Origin of the sequence: Pelomonas sp. Root1237 (assembly GCF_001425055.1) — a bacterium.
Lineage (GTDB): Bacteria > Pseudomonadota > Gammaproteobacteria > Burkholderiales > Burkholderiaceae_C > Pelomonas.
The window spans coordinates 362,554-375,408 of the sequence record NZ_LMDK01000017.1; the positions used below are offsets into that span (position 1 = coordinate 362,554).

The window sequence follows — 12,855 nt, forward strand, 5'->3', positions numbered from 1 at the left end:
GTTTCAGCTCAGGCGTTGTTCACTGGCGGCGTCGAAAACACTGAGCGCCGACTCGTCGATGTCGAAGGCCAGCTCGTCGCCGGCCAAGATGCGGCGGCCGTCGTGCACCAGGACCGAGAACCCCTGCTCGCCCAGCTTCATCCAGACGACCTGGTGGTTGCCCATGGGCTCGACCAGCTGCACCGTTGCGCGCCAGCGGCCGTCCGACTGCAGGCGCACATGCTCCGGCCGCACGCCGAGCACCAGGCCCTGGCCCGCCTTCACGCGGCCCTCGGCCAGTTGCAGGGGCAGCGCGCCTTCGAGCGAGCGGCCGTCGGCACCGACCTTCGCAGGCACGAAGTTGATGGCCGGCGCGCCGAGGAAGCCGGCGACGAAGAGATTGGCCGGGCGCTCGTAGACCTCGCTGGGCGTACCGATCTGCTGGATGACGCCGCTCTTCATGACGACGATGCGCGAGGCCAGCGTCATGGCCTCGACCTGGTCGTGGGTCACGTAGATCATCGTGTTGCCCAACGTCTGGTGCAGCAGCTTCAATTCGCGGCGCAGCTCGGCGCGCAGCTTGGCGTCGAGGTTGGACAGCGGCTCGTCGAACAGGAAGACGCCGGCCTCGCGCACCAGCGCCCGGCCGATGGCGACGCGCTGGCGCTGGCCACCGGACAGCTGAGCCGGCTTGCGGCTAAGAAGCGGCGTCAGCTGCAGCATGTCGGCCGCGCGCTTCACGCGTCGCTCGATCTCGGCCTTGGGAATGCCGGCCACGCGCGGGCCGAAGGACATGTTGCGCTCCACCGTCATCGTCGGGTACAGCGCATAGCTCTGGAAGACCATGCCGATGCCGCGCTCGGAGGGCTCGGCATCGGTCATGTCCTGGCCGCCGATGTGGATGCTGCCTGCGCTCACGTCGATGAGGCCGGCGATGCTGTGCAGCAGCGTCGACTTGCCGCAACCCGAAGGGCCGAGCAGCACGAGGAATTCGCCCTCGACGACCTGGAGGTCCAGGTTCTTGATGACCTCGTTGTGGCCGAACTTGATGCTCAGACCTTGGATGTTCACGCCACTCATTTGACTGCGCCCGCTGCAATGCCGCGCACGAACCAGCGGCCGGAAATCAGATAGACCAACAGGGGCACGGCGGACGTCAGGATCGTCGCGGCCATGTTGAGGTTGTAGAGACGCTCACCCGTCGTCGTGTTGATGACGTTGTTGAGCTGCACCGTCATCGGCTGGTTCTCGCGGCCGGCGAAGGTCAGGCCGAGGATGTAGTCGTTCCACACGCCGGTGATCTGCATGATGGCCGCGACGATCAGCATCGGCGTGGACATCGGCAGCACCAGCTGCACGAAGATGCGCCAGAAGCCGCCGCCGTCCACGCGCGCCGCCTTGAACAGCTCGGTCGGCAGGCTGGCGTAGTAGTTGCGGAACAGCAGCGTCATGATGGGCATGGCGAACACCAGGTGCACGGCGACGATGCCGGGCAGGCTGCTGTAGATGCCGATGGCCGCCTCCAGCTTGACGAGCGGATAGATCATCACCTGGATGGGAATGAAGGCGCCCATCATCAGGATGCCGAACAGCCACTGGCCGCCCTTGGGCTTCCACCACGACAGCGCATAGCCGTTGATGGCGCCCAGCAGGATGGGCAGGATGACCGACGGCACCGTGATGGCCACCGAGCTCCAGAAGCCGCCGCGAATGCCTTCGCAGCTGACGCCCGTGCAGGCTTCGCTCCAGGCGGCACGCCAGGCGCCCAGAGACGGCGCCGACGGCAGCGCGAAGATCTGGCCGAGGCGGATCTCCTCCATGCTCTTGAACGAGGTCGTCAGCATCATGTACAGCGGCAGCAGGAAGAAGGCCGCGGCGAAGAGCAGGAAGGCGTAGACGCCGATGCGGGCCCACAGCGCCGTTGCTTTGCGCTTGCTCATCAGTGGCCTCCCTTCGCTGCCTGCCGGCTGCGCACGTAGGCGAGCGGGGCGACCAAGGCGAGCACCGTGAGCAGCAGCACCACGGCACCCGCCGAAGCCAGTGCCAGGTTGGCGCGGCCGAACAGGTGGTCCATGATGAACTTGGCCGGCACGTCGCTGGCCGTGCCGGGGCCGCCCTGGGTCATCGCGACGACGGTGTCGAAGACCTTGACGACGCCGGTGGCCAGCAGCGTGAAGACGGTCGCCAGCGTCGGGCCCATCATGGGCAACACGACGGACAGATACACGCGCCAGGTCGGAATGCCGTCCAGCCGCGCCGCCTTCCAGATCTCCTCGTCGATGCCGCGCAGGCCGGCGAGCATCAACGCCATCACCAGCCCCGCACCCTGCCAGGTGCCGGCGATGACGACGGTGTAGATGACCATGTCCTGGTCAACGATCCAGTCGAAGCTGAAATCCTTCCAGCCCATCTGCTGCATCGCGTTCTGCAGGCCGCTGTCGGGGTTGAGCACCCATTGCCAGACCAGGCCGGTCGCGACGAAGGACATCGCATACGGGTACAGGAAGGCGGTGCGCAGCACGCCCTCGCCGCGCACCTTCTGGTCGATGAAGACGGCCAGCAGAAAGCCCAGCAGCATGGCCGCGACGATGTAGAGCACACCGTAGACGGCGAGGTTGTGGATGGCGAGCTGCCAGCGATCGTTGTCGAGCAGGCGTTCGAACTGCTGCAGGCCGACGAAGTCGTCCTTGGGGAAGGTGCGCGAGCTGGACACGGAGGTGCGCAGCGTCCACAGCACCGTGCCGACATAGCCGACGAGAACGATGACGGCCAGGGGCAGCAGCGCGCCCCAGGCCGCGAGGGAACGGCGTTTCATCGTCAGGACTTCAGCGCGTTGACGATGTCCTTCTGGACCTTCTCGACCGGAATGTTGCGGTTCCAGTAGCTCGTCAGCACGTCCTGCAGGGCGCCGTTCTGGTCGGGCGTGATGTAGATCTCGCCGTTGCCGAGCTGGCGCGACTTGTCCTTCATCGCGGCCACGCCCATCTGGGCGCACATGTCCATCTGGCTGACGTCGACGTCGGTGCGGATGGGGATGGAGCCCTTCTTCATGCTGAAGGCGACTTGCGTGGCGGGCTGGGTGATGACGCTGGCCAGCAGCTGCTGGGCCTTGACCTGGTCGGGCTTGTCGGTCTTGGGGAAGACCATCACGTCGCCCTGGATGATGTAGGGCGCCTTGGGGCCGAAGCCCGGGGCGCAGCCGTAGTCCTTGCCGGCCTCCTGCTTGGCCTGGGCGAACTCGCCCTTGGCCCAGTCGCCCATGATCTGCACGCCGCCGCGGCCGCTGATGAGCATGGCGGTGGCGTCGTTCCAGTTGCGGCCGGGCGAGCCCTTGTCGGTGTAGCCCTGCAGCTTCTTGTAGGCCAGCAGCACCTTCTTGAAGTCCTCGCCCAAGATGGCCTTGGGGTCGCGGTCGCGGAAGATCTTGAGATACAGGTCGCGGCCGCCGTAGTGGGCCAGCACGGCCGTGAAGACGATGCCGTCCTGCCAGGGCTGGCCGCCATGGGCCAGCGGCACAAGGCCGGCGGCCTTGAGCTTGTCCAGCGCCCCAAACAGCTCATCGAAGTTCTTGGGCTCTTCCGCGATGCCGGCCTTCTTGAAGGCGGCCTTGGAGAACCAGAACCAGGTCATGTTGTGGATGTTGACCGGCGCGGCGTAGTAGTGGCCGTTGACGCGGATGGCGCTCAGCACGGTCTCGGGCAGGAACTTGTCCCAGCCGTCGCGCTGGGCCACCGCGTCGACGTTGTTCAGCAGGCCCTGGTCGACGATGTCGCGGAACTGCTGGGTGGTGTTGAACTGGGCGGCCGTGGGCGGGTTGCCGCCGGCGATGCGGTTGATGGCGACCGAGCGAGCCTGCTCGCCCAGGGCGACAGCCGTGTCGACCCAGATGCCGCCCTGGGCCTTGTAGGCCTCGGCCAGGGTCTTGGCGGCGGCGGACTCGCCCCCCGAGGTCCACCAGTGGATGACTTCGGCCTTGAGGGGTTCGGCGGCGTTGGAAGCGGTTGCAACGAGCAGCGCAACAGCGGCCAGGGCATGGCGGGGGAACTTCATCTTGTCTCCGGATCTTGTGGGGCAGCGTGCGCAGTTTGCCCTGGCGCGGCTGAACGCGCCTGAGGGAGGACCCTGTAATATTTCATTTAGAAACCGCCTGTACCCTTTAAATAAAGGGCGCCATGCCGTTAATTATTCGTTCAGGAACTGGCCGTACCAGAGGCCGCTGTCCTTCAGCGTGCGCTGCTGGGTGGCGTAGTCGACATAGGCGATGCCGAAGCGGCGCAGATAGCCCTCGGCCCATTCGAAGTTGTCCAGCAGGCTCCAGGCGAAGTAGCCCTTGACCGGCACGCCGGCGTCCAGCGCCTGCTTGACCGCACTCAGATGGCGCTGCAGATAGGACAGGCGTTCGGCATCGTGCACATGGCCGTCGGGCGTCAGCACATCTTCGAAAGTGGACCCGTTCTCGGTCAGCTGGATGACGGCCGGGTTGTAGTCGCGCTGGATGCGGGTCAACAGGTCCACCAGCCCCTGTGGCGAGATCTCCCAGCCGAAGCCGGTGCGTTCGACGCCCTCGCGCTCCACCAGGCTGGCACGCATCGGGCCACCGGCCGGATCGGCCTTGACCATCTCGGGGAAGTAGTAGTTGACGCCGAGGAAGTCGGTCGCGGTGGCTATTGCCGCCAGGTCGCCGGCCTCCACCTTGGGCGCGGCATTTCCGGATGACGCGAGCAGCGCCAGCGTGTCTTCGGGATAGCCGCGGCCGAACAGCGGGTCGAGGAACCAGCGGTTGCGCAGGCCATCGTGGCGTTTCAGCGCGGCGGCGTCCTCGGCGCTATCGGATGCGGCGGTGATGGGGTGCAGGCTGAGCGTGATGCCGACTTGGGCGCCGGCCGAGTTCTTGCGGATCAGCGGGATGGCCTGGCCATGCGACAACAGCACGTGGTGGCAGGCCTGCATCGCATCGGCCAGGCTCTTGCCGCCGGGCGCATGCACGCCCTCCCAGTAGCCCATCATGCAGGAGCACCAGGGTTCGTTGTGCGTGATCCAGTGCTTGACACGGTCGCCCAGGCGGCGCGTGACGATGTCGGTGTATTCGAGGAAGGCGCCGACCGTGTCGCGCGAGAGCCAGCCGCCTTGCTCCTGCAGCGGCTGCGGCAGGTCCCAGTGGTAGAGCGTGGCCCAGGGGTCCAGGCCGCGCTCCAGCATGCCGTCCACCAGCCGGTCGTAGAAGGCCAGGCCCGCTTCGTTCACGGCGCCCCGCCCTGCAGTTCCGTTTGGAAGAATGCGCGGCCAGGCGATGGAGAAGCGGTAGGCGTTGACGCCCAGAGCCTTCGCCATGTCCAGGTCCTGCGGGAACAGGTGGTAATGGTCGCAGGCCACCAGCGCGTTGGAGCCGTCGCGGATGCGGCCGGGCTCGCTGCAGAAGCGGTCCCAGATGGACTCGCCCTTGCCGTCCTCGCGGCCGGCGCCCTCGATCTGGAAGGATGAGGTGGACACGCCCCAGCGGAAGTCGGCGGGGAAGTCTTGGCGTTTCGGGGCGGTGTTGGAGCTCATGCTTCGAATGGGAGGCGCCGGCAGCGCGGCCGGCGCGGGTTCAGGGAACTGGGAAATCGATCAGAACTTGTACGTGCCGCCGATCAGGAACTGGCGGCCATAGGACGTGTATCGCTCAGGCAAGGTAGCGTTGGGATCGACGGAACCGGTGGAGACACCGACGCGGGTGCGATAGGGCTCGTCACGCAGATTGTTGACCTGCAGCGTCAGCGACAGACCCTTGAAGAGGCCCGATTCGAACGCGTAGCCGATCTGCGCGTCGATGATGGTTTCACTGGAGATCATGCTCGGCACGTTCTCGCCAAAGGTGCCGCGCACCGTCGTCACGAAGGGCGAGCGATGGCGGCTGCCGATGCGCGCCGAGATACCGTCGCGTTCGTAATAGACGGTGAAGTTGGTCGCCTTGCCCGACAGACCATCCAAAGGTTTGCTGACGTCATTGCCCTCGTGCAGCGAGCTGCGCGTGTCCGAGTAGCTCAGGCTCACACCGATGCCATCCAGCGCGGGGCTGATCAGGCCGCCGTCCAGCGAGCCACTCAGCTCGGTGCCGGCGATCATCCCGCCGCCGCCGTTGGACTGGGTAGTCAACGTGCCGATGTTGCTGTAGGGCGTGAAGGCCGTCGGGTTGGGAAAGCCGGTGAAGTCGAAGTCGATGGACTGCGAGTAGACGAAGTTCTTGATGTTCTTGTGGAAGACCGCGGCCGCCACATAGCTGCGCTTGCTGAAGTAGTGCTCCACGGACAGGTCCACCGCGTCGGCGCGCCAGGGCTCCAGCTTGGGGTTGCCGCCATTGGCCGACCACAGATGCGGCTCGGTCGTGCTGACGCTGATGCCCGCGAAGCCGGCGCGCATGTCCTCCATGTTCGGCCGCGCCAGCACCTTGGCCAGGCCGAAGCGCACGATGGTGTTGGCAGTCACGTCGGCAGCGATGTTGAGGCTGGGCAGCGTGTCGGTGTAGCTGGTGCCGCCGGTGGCAGGTTCGGTCGCGTTGGTCTTGCCGTTCCAGAACAGGCCGTCGCTCCACTGCTTGGCATGCACGACGCGCAGGCCCAAGCTGCCGTGGATGGGCACGCCCCAGTCGAACTCGAAGCCGAGCTTGGCGTGGGCGGCCGTGACCTTCTCGTGCACCTGCCAGATACGGCCCGGTGCCTGGTCGGCCGAGGTGGGCACCACGTCGTACAAGCTCAGCGCGCTCGGCAGGTCGAAATTGACCATGCGGATATTGCTGCCGGCAAAGCCCAGGTCGGTCGGCGAGCGCAGCAGCGCGGACGGAATCAGCATCGGCGCGCGGCCGTTCTTGAGGTTGTAGTTCACCTCGGTGCGGTTCATGTCCTTGTCGCGCTCGGAGTAGTCCAGCCCGCCCTCGATGTTGCTGAGCCAGCTGTCGAAGTTGCGGCCCGCCGTCAGCTTGAGCGCCTTGATCTGGTCGCGCACCTTGGGAAACTGGCTGCGGCCGTCGCGGCCCCAGTTGGCGGGGTCGGTCAGGTAGACGCTCTTGCCGTCGCCGAAGTCGAAGGTCGGCGCGAAGGTGGAGCGACCGTCGCCGGTGACGATGTTGGCCTGCCCCAGGCTGACACGGCTCAGCGAGCCCGCCTGCACTTCCGCGTTCTGCTCGTCGCGCTTGGCCTTGGACCAGCTCAGGTCCCCCACCAGCTTCCAGTCAGCCAGCTTCAGCTCGTTGTTCCAGCCGATGGCGCGGATGTCGTCCTGGCGCTTGTTGAAGGTCGTCAGCGCCACCGGCGTGGTGTTGTTGACGATGCCACTGGTGACGATCTTGTCGCCGTTGACCACCGTCGTCTGCGCATTGCTCCAGGTCGCACCCGACCAGGTCGACATGTCGGACATCACCGTGCGGCGCGCCTCGGTCTGGTCGAACTTGGAGTAGTAGAGGTCCAGCGTGCTGTGGAAATCGGCATTGGGCTTGTACTCGAGCACGCCCATCAGGCCGTCACGCTTCTGGCGCGACGAGGCGGCACCCAACTCGAAGCCCTGCAGCGCGACGGCGTCCGTGGGCACGCCGGGCAGTGGTGCGCCCCAGTTGTTGGTGTTGGCCCACCACCAGCTCTTGTAGTGCTTTTCCTGGTTGGGCGAGTCCAGGTGCGCAAAGCCGACGGCCGCGCCCCAGGTGCGGTCGGCCGACTGCGTCACATACGAGGCGCTCAGGCGGTTGCCGGTGCCGGAGATCTCGGGGTTCAGCGAGCCGTTGGAGTTGCGTTCCACGCGAGCGCCGACGACACCGCGCGAGGTCGCGAAGTCCAGCGGGCGCAGCGTCTTCATGTTGACCGTGCCCGACAGGCCTTGCGCCGACAGGCTGGCGTCCGGCGTCTTGTAGACCGTGGCGGCGTTGATCAGCTCCGACGGGAACTGGTCGTACTCCACCGAGCGGTTGTCGCCCGTGGAGACGATCTCGCGGCCGTTCAGCAGCGTCACGCCATAGCGCGGCGCCATGCCGCGGATGCTGATGACGGACGAGCGCCCGGCCACGCGCTGAGCCGTCAGGCCGGGCAGGCGCGAGATCGCGTCGGCGATGGACACGTCGGGCAGCTTGCCAATGTCCTCGGCCGAGACGGATTCGACGATGGCATCGGCGTTGCGCTTGGTGCTGATCGAGGATTCCAGGCTGGCGCGAAAGCCGGTGACCGTCACGGTGTCGAGCTTCTGCTCGCCCGCCGGCGCGGTCTGGGCCAGTGCCAGCGCCGATGCGCCCAGCAGGCCGACGCAGACGGCAATGGGCGTGAGGCGATTGCGCCGCTGGGGCGAAGTTGGGGCGATGGTGCGCACTGCCGCACGCTGAGCTTGCTTGAGCATTTCTTTCGTCTCCTGGTTCGTCTTGTTCGCTGCTCGGCCGGCTTTTTGGGTGGCGATGCCTCCGCGCTCCTTGGCGGTGTCGGCATCAAAATTGGAACCGGTTCCAAACACGGCGCAAATCTAATGCGCCACAGTCGGGGCTGTCAATCTCGTCGGCCCGGGGGTTGACGTTTTTTTGCTTCACCCACTACCGTCGCGCTCCCAACGGACACTCCACGATGACTCGCTCAACCGCACTTCTCGCTGCCCTGCTTGCCCTGGCGACCATGGCCGGCGCGGCCGAAACCGATGCCGTCGTGCAGGCCTGGCCGGCCCGCAAGCCCGTGCGGGATGCGGCACTCGAGGCCAAGGTCGAGGCCGCGCTGAAGAACTTGACCCTGCGCCAGAAGATCGGCCAGATGACCCAGCCCGAGATCCGCGCGATCACGCCGGAGCAGGTGCGCGAGTACGCCATCGGCACTATCCTGAACGGCGGTGGGGGCTGGCCGGGCCAGGACCGCGCGGCCACGCCGGCGCAGTGGCGCGAGCTGTCCGAAAAGTTCCAGGCCGCGGCCCTGCAGGCCACGCCGGGCATCCCGCTGATCTGGGGCACCGACGCCGTGCACGGCCACAACAACGTGCGCGGCGCCACTCTCTTCCCGCACAACATCGCGCTGGGTGCGACGCGTGACGCCGACCTGGTGCGCGACATCGGCCGCGCCACGGCGCGCGCCATCCGCGCCTCGGGCCTGCACTGGGCCTTCTCGCCTACGCTGGCTGTCGTGCAGGACGTGCGCTGGGGCCGCACCTACGAGAGCTTCGGCGTCGATCCGGCCCTGGTGAAGCGCCTCGGCCAGGCCTCGGTGGAAGGCTTGCAGGACGGCATGAAGGAGGGCCGCGGCGTGCTGGCGACTGCCAAGCACTACGTCGGCGATGGCGGCACGCGCCGCGGCATCGACCAGGGCGTGACGCAGGCTTCGCCGGCCGATCTCGCCAATGTGCACGGCGCGGGCTACCTGGGTGCGCTGGACGCCGGCGTGCTGACCGTCATGACCTCCTTCAGCAGCTGGACCGACAGCGCTGGCTACGTCGAGCACGGCAAGATGCATGGCAACGCCGTGCTGATGACCGGCGTGCTGAAAGACCGCCTGGCCTTCGACGGCCTCATCGTCAGCGACTGGGACGGCGTCGGCCAGGTGCCCGGCTGCACGCCCGAGGACTGCCCGGCCGCCATCAACGCCGGCATCGACGTCGTCATGGTGCCATTCAAGTGGAAAGACTTCTTCAACAACACCGTGCGCGCGGTCGAGCAGGGCAAGATCCCGATGGCCCGCATCGACGACGCGGTGCGCCGCATCCTGCGCGTCAAGTTCAGCATCGGCATGCAGACGCCAGTCCCCGCCACCGTGGAAGCGATGCAGGCGCCCGAACTCGCCCGGCGCGCGGTGCGCGAGTCTCTCGTGCTGCTGAAGAACAAGCCCGGCCTGCTGCCACTTAAGGGCACGGCCCGCGTGCTGGTCGTCGGCGCCGCCGCCGACAGCCTGGCCCACCAGAGCGGCGGCTGGAGCGTGACCTGGCAGGGCCGCGACACGAGCAATGTCGACTATCCGCAAGGCACGTCGCTGCTGGCGGCATTGCGGCAGCGCCTGGGTGCCGCGCAGGTCACCTTCGACGCTGACGGCAGCAAGAGCGACCCGAAGAACTTCGACGCCGTCGTCGCCGTGCTCGCCGAGACACCCTATGCCGAGGGCGAGGGCGATGCGCGCATCACCGAAAACCTGCGCTTCAGCCGTCGCCATCCCAAGGACGCGGAAGTGCTGCAGCGGGTCGCCGGCCGCGGCAAACCCGTCGTCACGCTGCTGTACTCGGGCCGGCCGCTCTATGTGAATGACCTGGCCAACAAGAGCGATGCCTTCATTGCCGCCTGGCAGCCCGGCACCGAGGGCGCCGGCTTGGTCGACGTGCTGGTGGAACCGACCGCCGGCAAGGCCTGGCCGGGCTTCACCGGCCGCCTGTCCTTCCCCTGGCCTGCAGGCCCCTGCCAATTCAGCAGCCACGAAGCCAGGTCCTGGTGGCCGGTCGGGGGCGGCCTGAGTGGCAAGGAAACCCAGGCAAATACCAAGGCCCTGCCCGAGCCGGCAGACCCCGCCCCGATCTGCCCCCTGTGATTCAATCCGCCCCAACAAAAGCAGAGGGCGAATGGCAACGATCAAGGACGTAGCGCGGCTGGCAGGTGTGGGCGTGGGCACCGCCTCGCGCGTCATCAGCGGAAACGGTTCCGTCGCGCCAGCCACGGCCGAGCGCGTGCGCAAGGTCATTGCCCAGCTGAAGTTCCGGCCCTCGCACACCGCGCGTTCGCTGGGCGCGGGCACGTCCAAGCTGATCGGCGTCTACATCCCCTTCCTGCGCGGCACCTACTACACGCCCATCCTGCGCGCCATCGACCTGGTGTTGCGCGCGCAAGGACTGCACATGGTGGTGGCCTTCGGCGAGGGCATCGAGGACGAACGCGTCGAGACCAACGACGGCATGCGCTTTTTGCTGGACCGCGATTGCGACGGCCTCATCGTGCTGTCCAACGCGCTGCAGGACGAAGACCTCAAGGCCCTGGGCCCGGCGGCGCGCCAGGTCGTCGTGCTGAACCGCCACTTCGACCGCATCAAGGACCAATGCTTCACGGCCGACCACGTGCAGGGCGGCGTTCAGGCGGCCCGCGCGCTGCTGCAGCACAAGCACAAGGACATCGCCGTCGTCTCGGGCCCGACCACCTCGCCCGACAACGTGGCGCGCCTGAATGGCTTCATGGGCGAGCTGGCGCTGCGCGGGCTGGACACGTCCAAGATCCTGACCGTGCCCGGCGACTTTTCCAATCAGGCCGGCTGGGATGCGGCAGAGGTGCTGCTCAAGCAAAAGCGCCTGCCCTCTGCCGTGTTCTGCGCCAATGATGAGATGGCCATCGGCCTGCTGGCGCATTTCCAGGAACGCGGCGTGTCGGTGCCACACGAGGTTTCGGTGCTGGGCTATGACGACTCTCCCAGCGCCGAATTCGCGGCGCCGCGCCTCACATCGGTGCACATCCCGAGCCACGAGGTCACGCTGGCCGGCCTGCACTGGCTGCTGAACCGCTGCTACGGGCAGCAGCTGCCCATCTCGCGGCAGTTCGACATCACCGTCACCTGGCGCGCCTCCGTAGCAGCACCCCCTTCGCGCAAACGAAGCTGAGGCCACAATCCGGTTTGGTTACTTTTCACCAAACCCATGCCTCAACGCGTCCTGACCGGCATCACCACCACCGGCACCCTGCATCTCGGCAATTACGTCGGCGCCATCCGCCCGGCCATCGAGGCCAGCCGCGCGCCCGGCGTGGAGAGCTTCTTCTTCATGGCCGACTTCCACGCGCTGATCAAGTGCGACGAGCCGGACCGCCTGGCCCATTCCAGCCGCGCCATTGCCGCGACCTGGCTGGCCGCCGGCCTCGACCCCGAACGCGTCACCTTCTACCGCCAGAGCGACGTGCCCGAGATCCCCGAGCTGACCTGGCTGCTGACCTGCGTGACGGCCAAGGGCCAGATGAACCGGGCCCATGCCTACAAGGCTGCCGTGGACGCGGCCGTGGCTGCTGGCGAGGAGCCCGATGCCAACGTCAGCATGGGCCTGTTCAGCTACCCGGTGCTGATGGCGGCCGACATCCTGATGTTCAACGCGCACAAAGTGCCGGTCGGCAAGGATCAGGTCCAGCACATCGAGATGGCGCGCGACGTGGCCCAGCGCTTCAATCACCTGTTTGGCCGGGGCAAGGAGCTGTTCACTGCCCCAGAGGCCGTGACTGATGCCGAGATGGAGCTGCTGCCGGGGCTGGACGGCCGCAAGATGAGCAAGAGCTATGACAACGTCATCCCTCTCTTCGAAGGCGGCAGCGCGGCGCTGAAGGAGGCCGTTGCGCGCATCGTCACCGACTCCAAGCTGCCCGGCGAGCCCAAGGACCCGCAGGGCCAGGCCCTGGTCACCATCTACGACGCTTTCGCGACCACCGAGCAGCGCGCCGCCTTCCGCGCGGCCCTGCGCGGCGGCCTGGGCTGGGGCGAGGCCAAGCAGCAGCTCGTGAACCTGATCGAAGGCCAGATCGGCCCGATGCGCGAGCGCTATGCCCACCTGATGGCCCACCCCGAGCAGCTCGAAGCCACGCTGCAGGCCGGCGCCGCCAAGGCCCGCGCCATTGCGGTTCCCTTCCTGAAGCAATTGCGCGAGGCCTGCGGCCTGCGGCCCTACACGTCCACCGCGACGACAGCAGCTGCCAAGATAGAGAAGGCTGCGCTGCCGGTCTTCAAGCAATACCGAGAGGCGGACGGCAAGTTCTACTTCAAGCTGCTGTCGGCGGGTGGCGAGCTGCTGCTGCAGAGCAGTGGCTTCGAGCAGGGCCGCGATGCCGGCCAATGGGTCGCCCGGCTGAAGCGCGAAGGTCTTGTGGCCGATGCGCCGGTGCAGCGCGAAGCCAGCGACGCCGCCATCACGGCCGCCCTCGCCGCCTTCCAGGAAGACTGA

Annotated in this window: 9 protein-coding genes; 3 read left to right on the forward strand and 6 right to left on the reverse strand. The window is 67.0% G+C overall.

Annotated features, from left to right (window positions below; translation table 11 throughout):
* Positions 1 to 3 precede the first annotated feature (3 nt).
* The 6 genes from ASC91_RS19625 to ASC91_RS19650 all read right to left on the reverse strand — a co-directional run bounded on the left by ASC91_RS19625 (position 4) and on the right by ASC91_RS19650 (position 8,334).
* Positions 4 to 1,059, reverse strand: a complete 1,056-nt coding sequence (locus ASC91_RS19625) for an ABC transporter ATP-binding protein (protein ID WP_056200620.1) — start codon at positions 1,057 to 1,059, stop codon at positions 4 to 6.
* Positions 1,056 to 1,919, reverse strand: coding sequence for a carbohydrate ABC transporter permease (locus tag ASC91_RS19630; RefSeq protein ID WP_056200623.1), 864 nt, complete (start codon positions 1,917 to 1,919; stop codon positions 1,056 to 1,058). The genes ASC91_RS19625 and ASC91_RS19630 overlap by 4 nt, the downstream gene beginning before the upstream one ends.
* A complete protein-coding gene (locus ASC91_RS19635) occupies positions 1,919 to 2,794 on the reverse strand; it encodes a carbohydrate ABC transporter permease (protein ID WP_056200624.1) in 876 nt (291 codons plus the stop codon). Before ASC91_RS19635 ends, ASC91_RS19630 begins: the two co-directional genes overlap by 1 nt.
* A 2-nt stretch (positions 2,795 to 2,796) precedes the next feature.
* A complete protein-coding gene (locus ASC91_RS19640) occupies positions 2,797 to 4,029 on the reverse strand; it encodes an ABC transporter substrate-binding protein (RefSeq protein WP_056200626.1) in 1,233 nt (410 codons plus the stop codon).
* 132 nt (positions 4,030 to 4,161) lie between these two features.
* The gene (locus ASC91_RS19645; RefSeq protein ID WP_056200628.1) at positions 4,162 to 5,526 is read right to left on the reverse strand and encodes a GH1 family beta-glucosidase; all 1,365 of its coding nucleotides are present in this window, start codon (positions 5,524 to 5,526) and stop codon (positions 4,162 to 4,164) included.
* Positions 5,527 to 5,586: 60 nt separating this feature from the next.
* Positions 5,587 to 8,334, reverse strand: a complete 2,748-nt coding sequence (locus tag ASC91_RS19650) for a TonB-dependent receptor (RefSeq protein WP_157281853.1) — start codon at positions 8,332 to 8,334, stop codon at positions 5,587 to 5,589.
* A 218-nt stretch (positions 8,335 to 8,552) separates the two neighbouring features.
* On the opposite strand from ASC91_RS19650, the gene ASC91_RS19655 reads away from it, so the two are divergent.
* The 3 genes from ASC91_RS19655 to ASC91_RS19665 are packed head-to-tail and all read left to right on the forward strand — an operon-like array spanning position 8,553 to position 12,855.
* Entirely contained in the window at positions 8,553 to 10,481 is a 1,929-nt protein-coding gene (locus ASC91_RS19655) for a glycoside hydrolase family 3 protein (RefSeq protein ID WP_082532828.1), read from the forward strand.
* 31 nt (positions 10,482 to 10,512) lie between these two features.
* Entirely contained in the window at positions 10,513 to 11,535 is a 1,023-nt protein-coding gene (locus ASC91_RS19660) for a LacI family DNA-binding transcriptional regulator (RefSeq protein ID WP_056200633.1), read from the forward strand.
* Between the two features lie 36 nt (positions 11,536 to 11,571).
* The gene (locus tag ASC91_RS19665) at positions 11,572 to 12,855 is read left to right on the forward strand and encodes a tryptophan--tRNA ligase (protein ID WP_056200635.1); all 1,284 of its coding nucleotides are present in this window, start codon (positions 11,572 to 11,574) and stop codon (positions 12,853 to 12,855) included.